Origin of the sequence: Bradyrhizobium sp. ISRA430 (assembly GCF_029909975.1) — a bacterium.
In the GTDB taxonomy this organism is placed as follows: domain Bacteria; phylum Pseudomonadota; class Alphaproteobacteria; order Rhizobiales; family Xanthobacteraceae; genus Bradyrhizobium.
The window spans coordinates 6,658,604-6,672,254 of sequence record NZ_CP094516.1 but is presented as its reverse complement, the minus strand read 5'-3'; the positions used below and the strand labels follow the sequence as shown (position 1 = coordinate 6,672,254).

18 protein-coding genes and 1 tRNA gene are annotated in these 13,651 nt (G+C 62.3%); 12 read left to right on the top strand and 7 right to left on the bottom strand.

Annotation, left to right across the window (positions count from 1 at the left end; genetic code table 11):
- Window positions 1–205: 205 nt before the first annotated feature.
- Window positions 206–679, top strand: a complete 474-nt coding sequence (gene greA / locus MTX21_RS31720; protein ID WP_280968533.1) for a transcription elongation factor GreA — start codon at window positions 206–208, stop codon at window positions 677–679.
- A gap of 216 nt (window positions 680–895) precedes the next feature.
- On the opposite strand, the gene MTX21_RS31715 is transcribed toward greA, so the two are convergent.
- On the bottom strand, window positions 896–1,375 hold the full coding sequence (locus tag MTX21_RS31715; protein ID WP_280968532.1) for an Lrp/AsnC family transcriptional regulator: 480 nt from the start codon (window positions 1,373–1,375) through the stop codon (window positions 896–898).
- A gap of 268 nt (window positions 1,376–1,643) precedes the next feature.
- Between MTX21_RS31715 and trxB the strand changes: the two genes are divergently transcribed.
- From trxB to MTX21_RS31690, 5 genes are all read left to right on the top strand, one after another.
- The gene (trxB, locus tag MTX21_RS31710) at window positions 1,644–2,609 is read left to right on the top strand and encodes a thioredoxin-disulfide reductase (protein ID WP_280968531.1); all 966 of its coding nucleotides are present in this window, start codon (window positions 1,644–1,646) and stop codon (window positions 2,607–2,609) included.
- A 5-nt stretch (window positions 2,610–2,614) separates the two neighbouring features.
- A complete protein-coding gene (locus MTX21_RS31705) occupies window positions 2,615–3,538 on the top strand; it encodes a LysR family transcriptional regulator (RefSeq protein ID WP_280968530.1) in 924 nt (307 codons plus the stop codon).
- A 442-nt stretch (window positions 3,539–3,980) separates the two neighbouring features.
- Complete coding sequence (locus MTX21_RS31700) at window positions 3,981–4,889, top strand: 4-hydroxy-tetrahydrodipicolinate synthase (protein WP_280968529.1); 909 nt, start codon at window positions 3,981–3,983, stop codon at window positions 4,887–4,889.
- Between the two features lie 278 nt (window positions 4,890–5,167).
- A complete protein-coding gene (locus tag MTX21_RS31695; protein ID WP_280968528.1) occupies window positions 5,168–5,317 on the top strand; it encodes a hypothetical protein in 150 nt (49 codons plus the stop codon).
- A gap of 147 nt (window positions 5,318–5,464) precedes the next feature.
- Entirely contained in the window at window positions 5,465–5,653 is a 189-nt protein-coding gene (locus tag MTX21_RS31690) for a hypothetical protein (protein ID WP_280968527.1), read from the top strand.
- An 81-nt stretch (window positions 5,654–5,734) separates the two neighbouring features.
- On the opposite strand, the gene MTX21_RS31685 is transcribed toward MTX21_RS31690, so the two are convergent.
- Window positions 5,735–6,412 (bottom strand): ParA family protein, encoded by a 678-nt coding sequence (locus MTX21_RS31685; RefSeq protein WP_280968526.1) that lies wholly within the window; start codon window positions 6,410–6,412, stop codon window positions 5,735–5,737.
- 367 nt (window positions 6,413–6,779) lie between these two features.
- A complete protein-coding gene (locus MTX21_RS31680) occupies window positions 6,780–7,139 on the bottom strand; it encodes a hypothetical protein (protein ID WP_280968525.1) in 360 nt (119 codons plus the stop codon).
- Between the two features lie 310 nt (window positions 7,140–7,449).
- On the opposite strand from MTX21_RS31680, the gene MTX21_RS31675 reads away from it, so the two are divergent.
- The 5 genes from MTX21_RS31675 to MTX21_RS31655 all read left to right on the top strand — a co-directional run bounded on the left by MTX21_RS31675 (window position 7,450) and on the right by MTX21_RS31655 (window position 10,375).
- Entirely contained in the window at window positions 7,450–8,391 is a 942-nt protein-coding gene (locus tag MTX21_RS31675) for an AEC family transporter (protein ID WP_280968524.1), read from the top strand.
- 63 nt (window positions 8,392–8,454) lie between these two features.
- Entirely contained in the window at window positions 8,455–8,796 is a 342-nt protein-coding gene (locus MTX21_RS31670) for a metalloregulator ArsR/SmtB family transcription factor (protein WP_280968523.1), read from the top strand.
- 11 nt (window positions 8,797–8,807) lie between these two features.
- Complete coding sequence (locus MTX21_RS31665; protein WP_280968522.1) at window positions 8,808–9,278, top strand: ArsI/CadI family heavy metal resistance metalloenzyme; 471 nt, start codon at window positions 8,808–8,810, stop codon at window positions 9,276–9,278.
- Complete coding sequence (gene arsC, locus MTX21_RS31660) at window positions 9,278–9,697, top strand: arsenate reductase (glutaredoxin) (protein ID WP_280968521.1); 420 nt, start codon at window positions 9,278–9,280, stop codon at window positions 9,695–9,697. Before MTX21_RS31665 ends, arsC begins: the two co-directional genes overlap by 1 nt.
- Window positions 9,698–10,375 carry an MIP/aquaporin family protein gene (locus MTX21_RS31655; protein WP_280968520.1) on the top strand — a complete coding sequence of 226 codons (678 nt, stop codon included), beginning with the start codon at window positions 9,698–9,700 and terminating at the stop codon, window positions 10,373–10,375. It abuts the gene before it with no gap.
- A gap of 258 nt (window positions 10,376–10,633) precedes the next feature.
- On the opposite strand, the gene MTX21_RS31650 is transcribed toward MTX21_RS31655, so the two are convergent.
- On the bottom strand, window positions 10,634–10,861 hold the full coding sequence (locus tag MTX21_RS31650; RefSeq protein ID WP_280968519.1) for a hypothetical protein: 228 nt from the start codon (window positions 10,859–10,861) through the stop codon (window positions 10,634–10,636).
- A 363-nt stretch (window positions 10,862–11,224) separates the two neighbouring features.
- On the opposite strand from MTX21_RS31650, the gene MTX21_RS31645 reads away from it, so the two are divergent.
- Window positions 11,225–11,854 carry a hypothetical protein gene (locus tag MTX21_RS31645; protein ID WP_280968518.1) on the top strand — a complete coding sequence of 210 codons (630 nt, stop codon included), beginning with the start codon at window positions 11,225–11,227 and terminating at the stop codon, window positions 11,852–11,854.
- A gap of 238 nt (window positions 11,855–12,092) precedes the next feature.
- On the opposite strand, the gene MTX21_RS31640 is transcribed toward MTX21_RS31645, so the two are convergent.
- From MTX21_RS31640 to MTX21_RS31630, 3 genes are all read right to left on the bottom strand, one after another.
- Window positions 12,093–12,169 (bottom strand) — tRNA-His (locus MTX21_RS31640).
- Between the two features lie 190 nt (window positions 12,170–12,359).
- Window positions 12,360–12,794 carry a phasin gene (locus MTX21_RS31635; RefSeq protein WP_280968517.1) on the bottom strand — a complete coding sequence of 145 codons (435 nt, stop codon included), beginning with the start codon at window positions 12,792–12,794 and terminating at the stop codon, window positions 12,360–12,362.
- Window positions 12,795–13,151: 357 nt separating this feature from the next.
- Window positions 13,152–13,535 carry a phasin family protein gene (locus MTX21_RS31630; protein WP_280968516.1) on the bottom strand — a complete coding sequence of 128 codons (384 nt, stop codon included), beginning with the start codon at window positions 13,533–13,535 and terminating at the stop codon, window positions 13,152–13,154.
- Window positions 13,536–13,651: the final 116 nt, after the last annotated feature.

Genomic DNA, 13,651 nt, shown 5'->3' with positions numbered 1-13,651 from the left:
TTGGCGGAGGCCAGCCTTTCGCTAAGTGATTGGCAATGAAGCTACAATGGCCGGAGGAACTGTCCGGCCATGTGGTTGTTCTGTTCCGGCGCCAGACCCACATAACGTTCCGGTGGCCGCGTGTTCCGCCTCCGGAAACAGAGACGAATCATGGTCGCGGCGCCCTTTCTTTTTGGGGACCCGCGACCGGAGAACGAGAGAAGCGATGGAAAAGGTTCCGATGACTCTGGCCGGTTTTACCGCGCTCGGGGAAGAATTGAAGCAGCGCCAGTCCGTGGACCGTCCGCGGATCATCGAGCATATCGCGGAGGCGCGCTCGCACGGAGACCTGTCGGAAAACGCGGAATATCATGCCGCGAAGGAAGAGCAGTCCCACAATGAGGGCCGCATCGCCGAACTTGAGGACAAGCTCGCGCGCGCCGACATCATCGACATCACCAAGCTATCCGGTGACACCATCAAGTTCGGCGCCACCGTGACGCTGATCGACGAGGACACCGAGAAGAAGACGGTGTGGCAGATCGTCGGCGAGGTCGAGGCCGACGCCAAGAAGGGCCGCATCTCCATCACCTCGCCGCTCGCGCGCGCGCTGATCGGCAAGAAGAAGGGCGCCTCCGTCGAGGTCAACACGCCCGGCGGCGCCAAGGCCTATGAGATCACCAAGGTGGAGTGGCGGTAGTCAGCGCCACATCTGACAATGTTTTGAAAAGGCCGCGCCTCGCGCGGCCTTTTTGTTTCGGCGTGTTGTTTGGCGCGGAAGGTGGGCTCGCAGGCTCACCACCCGTCATTGCGAGCGCAGCGAAGCAATCCAGAATCTTCCCGCGGCGACAGTCTGGATTGCTTCGCTTCGCTCGCAATGACGGAGAAGATGGATGACTCGTCACCAAGGATGGGCTTAACGCCGCCCCCTCACATCGAGCGGCACGGCGGCTTCGTATTTCGAATTGTGCAGCACAAGCGAGGTCCGCACGTTGCGCACGTGGGGAGCCGCGGTGAGATGTGTGACGAAATCCTGGAAGGTCGCCATGTCGGGCGCGACGCATTTGAGGATGAAGTCGACCTCGCCCGACAGCATCCAGCACTCCCGCACCAGGGGCTCGGCGCGGACGAACTCCTCGAACGCCCTTAAGTCGGCCTCGGCCTGGCTGGAGAGATGCACCGCGGCGAATACCGTGACATCGAAGCCGAGCTTTCGCGCATCGAGCAGGCCGCGGTAGCCGTGGATATAGCCCTCCTCCTCCAGCGCGCGGACGCGGCGCAGGCAGGGCGGCGGCGAAATCCCGACGCGCTTGGCCAGCTCGACATTGGTGATTCGACCGTCGGCCTGGATCTCGGCGAGAATTTTGAGATCGATCTCGTCTAGGTTCCGCGACACGTGATTGGAACTCCTGGCCTTGCGGCGATATCGGATGGGTCTGTCGCAATCCTCATAGCCGAGTCCGCACCGGGTGCGCAATTTTATTGCGCGTGCAGCGCAATCGACTTTTGTTCCTTGTTGGAAAAATCCGCCGAGAGGGAATGCAATTCTTGCATAGCTCACCAGAAGGCTTAGATTAGCTCTGATATTCCAGCGCCTCCGCAAGCCTTCCTTGGCACGTTCCGCGCCCGCGCTGCGATTCCCCCGAGAAAGGCGTCCCAAGAAAATGCCAACTCCCGTCCATGCAAAGGTCGTCATCATCGGCTCCGGCCCCGCCGGCTACACGGCGGCGATCTATGCCGCGCGCGCGATGCTCGAGCCGATCCTGATCCAGGGGATCCAGCCGGGCGGCCAGCTCACCATCACCACCGACGTGGAGAACTATCCCGGCTTCGCCGACGTGATCCAGGGCCCCTGGCTGATGGAGCAGATGGAGAAGCAGGCGCTGCACATGGGCACCCAGATCAAGACCGATCTGGTGACCAAGCTGGAGACTTCGCAGCGTCCGTTCCGCCTCACCTGCGACTCTGGCGATGTCTATCTCGCCGACACCGTCATCCTGGCCACCGGCGCCCAGGCCCGCTGGCTCGGGATCCCCTCGGAGGAAACCTTCAAGGGGTTCGGCGTCTCCGCCTGCGCCACCTGCGACGGCTTCTTCTATCGCGGCAAGGAAGTGATCGTGGTCGGCGGCGGCAACACCGCGGTCGAGGAGGCACTGTTCCTGACCAATTTCGCCTCACAGGTCACCCTCGTTCACCGCCGCGACCATTTCCGCGCCGAGCGCATCCTTCAGGAGCGCCTGTTCAAGCATCCCAAGATCAAGGTGGTCTGGGAGAGCGTCATCGACGAAATCCGCGGCGAGACCAATCCGAGCAAGGTCACCCACGTCCGCCTGAAGAACGTCAAGACCGGCAAGCTCACCGAGCTGAAAGCCGACGGCGTGTTCATCGCCATCGGACACGCGCCGGCAACCGAACTCGTGAAGGATCAGGTCAAGCTCAAACCGTCGGGCTATGTCGAGGTCGCCCCGAACTCGACCGCCACCTCGGTGCCCGGCCTGTTCGCCGCCGGCGACGTCGCCGACGAGACCTATCGCCAGGCCGTCACGGCCGCCGGCCTCGGCTGCATGGCAGCTCTCGAAGCCGAACGTTTCTTGGCCCTGCGCGCCAGCGAGCGCGCGGCAGCGGAATGAAGACCATGGCACGAACACGCGACGGATTCACGGATATGGACTGGGACAAGCTGAAGGTGTTTCACGCGGCGGCGGAGGCGGGCAGCTTCACGCATGCGGGCGAACAGCTCGGCCTGTCGCAATCGGCGGTCTCACGCCAGGTCAGCGCGCTGGAGCAGGAGCTGTCGGTCTCGCTGTTCCACCGCCACGCCCGCGGCCTGATCCTCACCGAGCAGGGCGACCTCTTGTTCCGCACCGCGCATGACGTCTTCATGCAGCTCCAGGCGGCACGCGCGAAATTGACCGACAGCCGCGAGCGGCCGAGCGGCGACCTAAAGATCACCACCACGCCCGGCGTCGGCATCAACTGGCTGATCCCGCGGCTCGGCGAATTCACCGCGCTCTATCCGGAGATCCGTATCTCGCTGATCGTCACCGACGAGGAGCTGGACCTGTCGATGCGCGAGGCCGACGTCGCGATCCGCACCCGCAAGCCGACGCAACCCGACCTCATCCAGCGCAAGCTGTTCGCGATGGGCTTCCACGCGTATTGCTCGCCGGAATACATCAAGCGCTTCGGCACGCCGCGCACGCTGGAGGAGCTCGACTCGCACCGCATCATCACGCTCTCGGACGGCAACTTCGCTGCGCATCTTCAGAACCGCAACTGGCTGATCGAGGCCGGGCGCAATGGCAGCGGTCCGCGCGAAGCCTACTTCAAGGTCAACAACATCTTAGGGCTCGTGCGCGCCTGTCAGCAGGGCCTCGGCATCGCCGCGCTCCCCGATTACCTCGTCGAGGAGCAAAGCCGTCTGGTGCAGCTCTTCGGCGAATCGGATTCGATCCAACTCGACACGTATTTCGTCTATCCCGAGGAGTTGAAGACGGTCGCGCGCGTGCAGGTGTTCCGCGACTTCGTGGTGAGCAAGGCGCAGCGCTGGCCGTCCTGATTTCCGCATGACTGACATGCGACCTCAACGGTTGCTGCAGGGCGCGGGGCGAGCCCATAATATTTGCACGCTGAGCCTTCGCGTTGCGCATTTGTCCCCCTCCTCCAGTGGCGCGGGAGTTCAGTAATCCCTCTTGGAAGGTGATTGTGTCGGCCTCACGTGGCCAATACCTAAGCCGGGCCCTTCGGGTCCGGCTTTTTTTCGTCGATTTTGGCCTTCGCGCTCCGCGTGTATTGACAGTTCCAGGCATACCCCGCATCATTTGCCAATGATCACGAAGTCGTGCGCACCTATCTCGAAAAAAGGCCCCCATCCGGGGACCAGGGATATTTGCGCGCGCTAGGTAAAGCTTCGTCATCGTCGCAATCCCGAAAACCCCGCCACCTGGACGGGGTTTTTTCATGTGCCCTCCGTCTCAGGTCAAATCTGAAGGAGATGGAACATGACCGGTCTACGACATCATCTGCACGGACTCTGGCTGCCGCTGGTGACACCGTTTCGCGACGGCCGCCTCGACGAGATGTCGCTGCGGCGATTGACACGGCACTACACCGCGCAAGCCATCGACGGCTTCATCCTGGGTGCGACCTCCGGTGAAGGCATGACGCTGAGAGACGCGGAGCTCGAACGCCTCGTCGCCATCGTGCGTGACGAGATGGCAGCCGGCCGCCGCACAGTGCCGATCTGCCTCGGCCTTTCCGGTGCCGACACGTCGCGGCTCAAGGATCGTCTCGACGAGACCGCGGACTGGCCGATCGACGGCTACCTGATCGCAAGCCCCTACTATGTGCGGCCGTCGCAGCGCGGAATGCTGGCGCATTTCGAGGCGCTCGCCGATCACGCCGCCTGGCCGCTCGCGCTCTACAACATTCCCTATCGCACCTCGGTCAACATCACCAATCAGACGCTGCTGCGTCTTGCCGAGCATCCGAACATCGTCGGCCTGAAGGATTGCGGCGCGAGCCGCGAGCAATCGATCGCGCTGCTGCGTGATCGTCCGAAGAATTTCCGCGTGCTCACCGGCGAGGACGCCAACTATCACGATGCGCTCACCGATGGCGCCGACGGCGGCATCCTGCTCTCCGCCCATATCGAGACCGCGACTTTCGCCGCCGTCTACACGGAGCTGAAGCGCGGCAACTCAAGCGCGGCGCTGGCGCACTGGCAGGAGGTAAAGGAGCTGACGCGCCTGTTGTTCGCCGAGCCAAGTCCCGCGCCGGCGAAGTACTGGCTGTGGCGCAGCGGCCTGATCGACAGCCCCGAAGTGCGGCTGCCGATGGTGGAGGTAAGCAGCGAGCTCGCCGCCACACTCGATCGCGAGATCGAGCGACGCGTGAAAGTCGCGGCGTAGCTGCTTCTTGCCTCTCCCCGCTCGCGGGGAGAGGCCGGATTGCATCGAAGATGCAATCCGGGTGAGGGGGACTCTCCGCGAGTCCAGCTCTCACCGTGATCGCGGATAGAGCCCCTCACCCCACCCTCTCCCCGTAAGAACGGGGAGAGGGAGCGAGAGACCGGCATCCTTGGTTAACCCCGCCCCAATCGTCTTCGCAGGCGCCGCATAGCGCATCCACGTCTCGTTTACGCAATCGCGCCTATCGTCGTCCTAAGATCTTCCAAAGGGGGAAAGCCATGGGACATCGAACCCGGCCTACGGCCGCGCGCCAATTCGCGCCCGCCGATCTCTTGCAGGGAATCCTGGTGGTATCGTCGTTCGGCTTCTGGGCCGTGATGCTCGGCCTGATGCCGGTGCTGCTCTTCCGCGTCTGGCTCCTGGGCTGACGCTGGTCGAGCGCGGATGGTTAATCCGCGGTAGCACCTGTGTTCAAATGCGAGCGGAGTTGCGACCCGGATCTTAAAACATCACGCTTATCACTTAAGCCCATCAGCGAAGAAATCGCGGGGGCGTTTGTGAATAGTCAGAATGATATGGCGTCGCATTACGACGCCGGACGGCAAGGCTTTACCAACCAGGACTTGGCCAACCAAGACTTGGCCAATCAGGACTTTGCCGACCAAGGCTTTAGCACCGAGGACATTCTCTGGGCCGTCGGCATCTGGTCGGTGATCCTGACCCTGTCGCCGGTGATCGTGTTCTACATGCTGATGGTGGCGTAAGGCGCTTCTACCAGCTCTTCCGAAACGCAAAACGCGCGGCTCGCCCGCGCGTTTTTCGTAAGCCAGCAATGAACAAAGAAATTAAGCCGCCTGCTTGTGCATTGCGCCGGATGCCGACGCCGTGCCGCGAATAGCCTTCACTGAACGCTCGATCGCCGCCCACAGCCTTGCGATTTCCTGAGCCGCGCGGCTCTCGGCCTGATATTCCCGCGCGCCTTCGCCGTGGCTCAGCGCCATCAAGAGATCGGAACGGTTGGTGATCTGGCCGCCCCACACCGGCGCACGGAATTTCGCCAGCGCCTCGCGCGCGATGGTGACGATCGGGCTTTCGGCCTCGTCGCGACGAGCCGGCGCACCGTTCAGCACGACCGCATAGGGCTTGCGCGCCGCGCGGCACATCTGGATCGTTTCCTGCACCGCGTTGACGTCGAACACGCCGGGACGCGCTGGAATGATCACCATGGTCGCGTTCCTGATGGCATCGTCGACGACGGCCGACAGGTTCGGCGGCGTGTCGATCAACACCCATTCATAGCCGTCGCGCCTGGCAGCGGAGACGATGCCGCTGACGGAGTTCACCGCAGCCTTGATCTGCGGCTCGTTGGTGCCACGCAGCTTGTGCCACAGCGTGAGCGACCCTTGTGGATCGGCGTCGACGAGCAGAACGGGCTTGGTCGCCTTGATCTGCGCGGCGAGATGTGCAGCCAGGGTACTCTTGCCCGAGCCGCCTTTACGCGATGCAAAAACAATAACGTTCATACCTTGGCCTCCAGATTGACCCCAGGTCGCGAAAATGAATCACCACGCTGATTCGTGAAAGAAAAATTTACCGGGAGTTGCGTTGCGGCCACGAAATAACAAGACGTGTTGGCTTTTGAGTCACACTGCAGCGCGCGACGCAGACGCGAACTGTAACAAAACGCCTGTCAGACCAGCATACCGTGCGCTCTTTGAGCAGCGAGCCGGGAAAATGACGGATGCAACCTCGCCGCGCAAATCCTATTCCGGCTCTTTTCCGCCAATCGCGACGCTGTTCGCTGCAGTCGCGTGCGCGCGATGGGTGAACAAAAGGAGTCCGCTGGCTTTCGCGAAGCTGATGCCGCCAGCCATTTTGACTCAAGGCAGATCAGCCCTCGTCGGTCTTTCTCTTCTTGCTCGCCTTGGAAGTCGGCTTCGAGGTCGGCTTGGTGCTCTTCTTCGCCGTATGCGGCTTGATCTCGGTCGGCCGCCGGGCGCGGACTTCGCCCGGCTCCGGTCCCTGCCGGAAGAACACCCGGCACGGCGGCGAGAGCTGCGCCTTCTTCTGGATCATGCAGGCGGTGATGGCATCGACGTTCGGAACGAACTCGCCACACAGCCGCATCGCGTCCGGCGTGCAGGCCTGCTGCTGCTCCGGAGTGTAGGCGAAGCCAGCGCCAGGCTGGACGAGGATGGCCAGGGCAATCCCACAGATTGCAGCCAAGGACTTCCTAGAGCGAAACGCCATCGATCCCCTCCAATCGTCAAGTTGGAGGGGATAGTGGGTGAACGCTCATTCGTTGGCAACCGAGCCGAGATGCGAAAACCGCAAGCTGTGCGCTCTCGGCAACAGAGCGGTCAGCCCACGGCCTGAGGCTCCGGTGACGGTCCGACAAAAAAACGCGAAAACAACCCCATGCAAAGTAGCCGATGGGGCTGAAGCGGCCGATTGCTGATTTTACGAAACCCGTTTGACACGTCGGGCAAAACAGCGGCATGATGCCATCATCGAGGGTGTGGGGTGGTCTCAGCGGATATCCCCGTAAAGTGAGGGCCGCATGGCCACCGTGTTGATCGTCGCGCCGGTCTTTGCCCTGATCGCGGCCGGCTATGCCGCGGTACTGTTTCGCTTCGTCTCCGAGACCGCGCACAAGGGCATCTCCGAATTCGCCTTCAGCATCGCCATCCCTGCGCTGCTGTTTCGCACCATCGTCGTCTCGGAATTCCCGCATCTGAGTCCTTTCCGGATGTGGGGCGCCTATTACGGCGCCCTCGCCATCACCTGGATCGCCGCGCTCGCGCTGTCGACCCTGCTGCGCGAGCAGCGCGAGGACCGCGCGGACCGCGTCGTGTTCGCGATCGGCTCGGTCTACGGCAACATCGTGATGCTCGGCATTCCGCTAACGCTCTCGGCGCTGGGAAACGAGGCGGCAGGACCGATGGCGCTGATCCTGTCGGTGAACACGCCGCTGCTCTGGCTCTGCGGCACGCTGCAGATGGAATGGACCGGTCGCAAGCAGAAAGGCCCGGCCTTGTCCGTCATCCTGCCGGTGCTCCTGGATCTTTCGCGCAACCCGATCATGCTGGCGATCGGCTTCGGCCTGGTCTGGCGCCTTGCCGGACTCGGCCTCCATCCCGTCGTCGACAGGACGATCGAGCTGCTCGCACAGGCGGGATCGCCGGCGGCGCTGATCGCGCTCGGCATCACGCTGTTCCGCTTCGAGATCAAGGGCGAGAAGCTCGGCATCACCGTCATGTGCGCGCTCAAGCTGCTGGCGATGCCGGCAGTCGCCTTCCTGCTGGCAAAACTATTGGAGCTGCCGCCGCTGGCGGCCGGCGTGGTCGTGCTGTTCGCGGCGATGCCGACCGGCGCGAACGCGTATATCTTTGCGGTCCAGTATCAGCGGCTGGTGAACCCGGTGTCGGGCGCGGTGGCGCTGGGCACGCTGCTGGCTGCGGTGACGCTGCCGGTGGTGGTGATCGTGGTGGGGATGGGTTAGCTCCGGAAAGCGGTGCTTGAGGCCCCCTTGACTGTCCCTAGTCATTTCGATAATCGTTGAATTATGGAAAAGACAGATGCTGTCGCGGCCCTTTCTGCGCTGGCCCAGGAAAACCGGCTCGATGCCTTTCGGCTCCTCGTGCAGGCCGGACCGGAAGGCATGGCCGCGGGCGCCATCGCGGCTACGCTTGATGTTGCGCCGAATACGCTGACCTTCCATTTCGACCGCCTGCGCATGGCCGGCCTCGTGACCGTCCGCCGCGACGGCCGCTCGATGATCTACGCCGCGCAATTCGAGCAGATGAACGCTCTGCTCGCCTTCCTGACCGAGAATTGCTGCGGCGGCGCACCATGCGCCCCAGCGACCGCGTGCAAGCCTACGCGCAAGACCAAAGTGCCAGCTTGAAAGGACACGCCATGAAGCGCCTTCACGTTCACGTCTCCGTCGAAGACATCACGCACTCCATCGGCTTTTATTCGGCGCTCTTCGCGTCCAAGCCCACGGTCGTGAAGCCGGACTATGCGAAGTGGATGCTGGAAGATCCCCGCGTCAATTTCGCGATCTCTACGCGTGGCCGTCAGCCCGGCCTCGACCATCTCGGCATCCAAGTGGAGAGCACCGAGGAGTTGCACGAAGTCTACGAGCGGCTTCGGCAAGCTGGCGGCAATATCATCGAGCAAGGCCAGACGGCATGCTGTTACGCGAAGTCGGAGAAATCGTGGATCGACGATCCGGCCGGGATCGCCTGGGAGACTTTCCACACCACAGGCGAAAGCACGACCTATGGCGATGGCTCCGGCGAGAACGGTGCACGCGTGGCTCATGAGAAGCAGGGTGCTTGCTGTGCTCCGCAAGCCGCCGCCAAGCCCAATTCGGCGTGCTGCTGATGGATGTCATCATCTACCATAATCCCGATTGCGGGACCTCCCGGAACACGCTCGCGCTGATCCGCAATGCGGGCGTGGAGCCGCATGTCGTCGAGTATCTCAAGACACCGCCATCTCGGGCGATGCTGCAGGCGCTGATCGCTCGCATGGGCATCAGCGCACGCGAGCTCCTCCGCGAAAAGGGCACGCCCTACCAAGACTTGGGGCTGGACGACGAGAGCTTGAGCGACGATGCGCTGCTCGACGCCATGATGGCGCACCCAATTCTCATCAATCGACCGATTGTCGTATCACCGCTCGGCGTGCGGCTTTGCCGGCCGTCGGAGGCCGTCATTGACCTTCTTCCGCCCCAGCAGGGCGAATTCGTCAAGGAAGACGGCGAGCGAGTCATCGACAAGAGAACGAAGGGCGCGACATAGATGCAGTCGCTGGGGCGGCGACTATTTGCCGAATGGCTAGGGACGTCATTCCTTTTGGCCGCAGTCGTCGGCTCAGGGATCATGGCCCAAAAGCTCGCCGGTGGGAATGTAGCGATTGCGCTGCTCGGCAACACCATCCCGACCGGCGCAATCCTCGTCGTACTCATCTTGATCTTCGGACCCGTTTCCGGCGCTCACTTCAATCCAGCCGTCACCCTGGCTCTGGCTGCACGCGGCGAACTGCCTTGGCGACTGTCGCCAGCCTACATCGTGGCCCAGCTTGCTGGTGCTATCGCGGGGGTCTGGATCGCCCATCTGATGTTCGAGCTTCCCCTGTGGCAAGTCTCGATGACGCAGCGGACGGGCGGCGCTCAATGGCTGGCGGAGGGCGTGGCGACCTTTGGCCTTGTGCTCACGATCTTCGGCTGCGCTGCCAAATCGCCGAGCGCGATCCCTTATGCGGTCGGCCTTTACATCACGTCGGCCTACTGGTTCACGGCCTCGACATCGTTCGCCAACCCTGCCGTGACGATAGCAAGATCACTATCCGATACATTCGCCGGAATTGCGCCCGCGGGCGTTATCCCCTTCATCATCGCTCAGCTCTTGGCCGCCGCTGCTGCGACCGCATTGAGCGGCTGGCTCTGGCGGACGCCTTCCTGCTGGCAACGCTCTTGAACCTGCAGCCGCTAGCGGCCGGCCTGGTCGTGCTGTTCGCGGCGATGCCAGCCGGCGCGAACGCGTATATCTTTGCGGTTCAGTATGAGCGGCTGGCGAACGGTGTCGGGCGCGGTTGCGCTGGGGACACTGCTGGCGGCGGTGACGTTGCCGGTGGTGGTGGCTGGGATGAAGTAGCTTCCTGAGCGGAGGCCTACGCTCGGGCCATTCACGCGAAGCGAGGATCGGAGAGCGGTACACTCCGCGCAATAGAGCTGGTCAACGCCAGATCAGCCAGAGCAGCGGCGCCAGGACGCAGAGGCTCAAGCCAACGCCGAGAGACAACCGCGCGCGCTTGCGCCACGACACATCCGGCTGAATGTCCGGCCAGCGGCGAAAGCACTTGAGCAGCCATCCGATCAGACGGCCAACGATCTCGATCAGATCGATCAGCAGACCGAATATGAACTCCGCACCGTCGAAAACGAGTTCGAACAGGATCTCCATGCGCTACGGGTCGCTGCCTGCGGCAATTGACGTGGGGCGGCCGGCAGGGCTAGGCGCATCGCCTTCCGGGGAACGCTGCGTGAGCTCGGCTTAAGTCATTGAGAGCACTGGTACAGTTGGTGGGGCTGCCTTACCGCCACCTTGCTATTGATTTTACTGCAGATTTTCGGAAAAGACGCCTTTGCTTTGTAGCGGATTTTGTATCGGAAGAACCCGCGAGGGCAAATTCATTGTGGGGCTGTGTAGAGGCGACCACACGCGTTAAGGATTGCTCCAAGTAGTTTTGGCTCTCTGTCCGAGACACTGGAAATCAGCTATCCTATCAATACATTTGTGCGCCTACCCTCGAAAGAAACGATCAACATGAGAAGCCGCTTTGACTGGATCATCCAAGGACAAACCGTGGGGCCAGACCTAAAATGCGACGTAGACCTCTTGCCCGGCGGTCCGTTCGCCGTCGTTCCGAGCCTTGGTTCTCTTTGCCCGGGCTGGGTCTTGGCCATCCCGAGAAAGCCGCTCCTCTCGATTCGCCAGCTTCCGACCAATGAACGAACGGCATTTCTGAGGTCCTGCGAAGCGGTCGCGGACTCGCTTTCTGGCTTTAACCCGAACGTCCATTACTTCGAGCACGGTCCCAGTACGAGGAAGAGCGTTGTCGGTTGTGGGGTCGATCAAGCGCACCTGCACATCGTGCCTACGCCGCTAAAGCTCTTGGAGTTCGTTTTGGCTGACAAGTCGGTGGGATGGACAGAAGTTGACAGTGTCGATCCTTGGGCCACGGTCCGCCCTGACGCCGAGTACTACCTGATTGCGACCTCAACGACAGCGTACGTAGGCATCCCCACAAAGCCGGAATCGCAGTACTTCCGTAAGCATCTGGCGGCCCTAAGTGGCATTCCGAATAGATGGAACTACCGAGAGTGGCCGCACTATGAGCACATCGAGCGAACAGTCGACTGTTTTGCCATTGAGCGCGCCCGCGAAGCCGCCTGAGGTTTTCACTGCGCCCCCAAGCGTACCCGCGACGGCATTCGGCTTGTCGAGCGCGATGAGCCATCTGACTCAGATACGCAGCTTACCTTCCGGTTCTGACGAGGCGTACGCCTTACCTCTTGCGGCCCCATCGCTCGATCTACCGCGACCACGCGCAACGCGCCCCGCACATGTCTTCAAGGCGAAAAAAGTTAAGCTTGTCAGTACGATAAAGAACTGCAGGCTGATCTGAAATCATTGGTACAGTTGGGTGGGCTCGAACCACCGACCTCCTGTTCCACAGACAGGCGCTCTAACCAACTGAGCTACAACTGCATCCTTGCGAGCCGCTTTGGGCGCCTTGAGCAGGCCGGGCCAAGGGGGCTGGACGGGGCGGAAACTAGGTGCAACGGGGGTTTTTGGCAAGGCCGCAATCCCCGCGAATCGCCCCTTCAAACGACGTTATTTCCAAAACAAAACCCGGGCCACTGGGCCCGGGTTTCTTAACTAAAACGGGCCAAATCGATCAGGCGGCGGGCCTGCCGAATTTCGCGGCGCTGGCCTTGATCGGCTCGGCGGTCTCGGCGGCGACGCGCTGGCTGATCTCGACGAGCTCCTTGGCCTGGCTCTGGAAGGTCTCGAGCTGCTTGCGGGTGTGGCTGGTCCACAGCTCCATCGCTTCCGACGGCGATTTGACGCCGAGCAGCTCCTGGGCGAAGTCCAGATGGGCGCTGGTGTTGGCCTTCATGAACTCCATCAGCTTGGCGGTGTACTCGCTCGCGCCCTTGCTGGCGGTGGTGAACACCGCCTCGATGGTGCCGTTCTGGCTTTCGGCCGCGTCCTTGAACTTGGCGTAGCTTTCGCGGGCCTGCGAAACGCCCTTCTCGGCGAACGCCCGCATCTGTTCCGGAACCTCGAACGGAATGATCGAGGCGGAGAATGGATCAGTCGCACCTGTCATGATTGTCCCTCACGATTAAGTTGAAAATCGAGTGAGCCGTCCGGCGCGCCCGCCGGCCAAGATCGGCGGGTACGAAAACTGCTAACGCTTCAAACGAGAGATGGCTCGCCCAGCGCCAGCATTCTCCACGCCTATCATGTCAACATTGTGCAATGCAATGTGATCGGAGGTGCGTCGCGAAAATTTAACCCGGCCAGGATGCGGTTCCTCGCCGGGGGAACTCTTGGTTGCGGCAGCTCCTCTGTCATTCCGGGGCCCGAGCGGAGCGCGGGAGCCCGAAATCCATCGGGCCGCAGCGAACGTGGATGAATCGATTCCGGGCGCACGCCAAGTGGCGCGCCCCGGAATGACGTTTTCCTAGTGCTTGGGCTTGGTCGCGTCGATCGCGGCGCGGCTGACGACCTGGCTCATTTCGCTGGCCTGTTCGGCAAGCGTATGCATCTGAGCCTGCACATATTCGCCGTGCAGCCGCATCACCTCGGAGAGGTCCCTGGCGTGGGCCAGCGACTGGGCGTAGTCGAGGGAAGCCTGCACATTGGTTTCCGCGAAGGCGCTAGCCTTCGCGCCGATGTCCCTGGCGCCTGCGCGCATGGTCGCGCCGCGCTCCTCCATCGAGCCGGCCGCGGCCTGCGCGCCGGCGAACAGCTTCTCGAACGTCTCGCGCGCCCGCTTGAAGTTCGTTTCCGCCATGGATCGCATCTCCGCCGGAATCTCAAAACGTTCATGCGCCTGCTGGGTCATGCCTGCTACTCCTGTCAATGTTGCTGTCGGCCTTTGCGCCCGTCCCCCGACGCGCCCGGGCCGTCCCTGACCTGCCCGCGATGAGACTAGCAGCGGGGATATTGCCGGTATGACGC

Coding starts and splice junctions, on each gene's coding strand:
- greA (WP_280968533.1), top strand. CDS start 206: ATGGAAAAGGTTCCGATGACTCTGGCCGGTTTTACCGCGCTCGGGGAA.
- trxB (WP_280968531.1), top strand. CDS start 1,644: ATGCCAACTCCCGTCCATGCAAAGGTCGTCATCATCGGCTCCGGCCCC.
- MTX21_RS31705 (WP_280968530.1), top strand. CDS start 2,615: ATGGCACGAACACGCGACGGATTCACGGATATGGACTGGGACAAGCTG.
- MTX21_RS31700 (WP_280968529.1), top strand. CDS start 3,981: ATGACCGGTCTACGACATCATCTGCACGGACTCTGGCTGCCGCTGGTG.
- MTX21_RS31695 (WP_280968528.1), top strand. CDS start 5,168: ATGGGACATCGAACCCGGCCTACGGCCGCGCGCCAATTCGCGCCCGCC.
- MTX21_RS31690 (WP_280968527.1), top strand. CDS start 5,465: ATGGCGTCGCATTACGACGCCGGACGGCAAGGCTTTACCAACCAGGAC.
- MTX21_RS31685 (WP_280968526.1), bottom strand. CDS start 6,412: ATGAACGTTATTGTTTTTGCATCGCGTAAAGGCGGCTCGGGCAAGAGT.
- MTX21_RS31680 (WP_280968525.1), bottom strand. CDS start 7,139: ATGGCGTTTCGCTCTAGGAAGTCCTTGGCTGCAATCTGTGGGATTGCC.
- MTX21_RS31675 (WP_280968524.1), top strand. CDS start 7,450: ATGGCCACCGTGTTGATCGTCGCGCCGGTCTTTGCCCTGATCGCGGCC.
- MTX21_RS31670 (WP_280968523.1), top strand. CDS start 8,455: ATGGAAAAGACAGATGCTGTCGCGGCCCTTTCTGCGCTGGCCCAGGAA.
- MTX21_RS31665 (WP_280968522.1), top strand. CDS start 8,808: ATGAAGCGCCTTCACGTTCACGTCTCCGTCGAAGACATCACGCACTCC.
- arsC (WP_280968521.1), top strand. CDS start 9,278: ATGGATGTCATCATCTACCATAATCCCGATTGCGGGACCTCCCGGAAC.
- MTX21_RS31655 (WP_280968520.1), top strand. CDS start 9,698: ATGCAGTCGCTGGGGCGGCGACTATTTGCCGAATGGCTAGGGACGTCA.
- MTX21_RS31650 (WP_280968519.1), bottom strand. CDS start 10,861: ATGGAGATCCTGTTCGAACTCGTTTTCGACGGTGCGGAGTTCATATTC.
- MTX21_RS31645 (WP_280968518.1), top strand. CDS start 11,225: ATGAGAAGCCGCTTTGACTGGATCATCCAAGGACAAACCGTGGGGCCA.
- MTX21_RS31635 (WP_280968517.1), bottom strand. CDS start 12,794: ATGACAGGTGCGACTGATCCATTCTCCGCCTCGATCATTCCGTTCGAG.
- MTX21_RS31630 (WP_280968516.1), bottom strand. CDS start 13,535: ATGACCCAGCAGGCGCATGAACGTTTTGAGATTCCGGCGGAGATGCGA.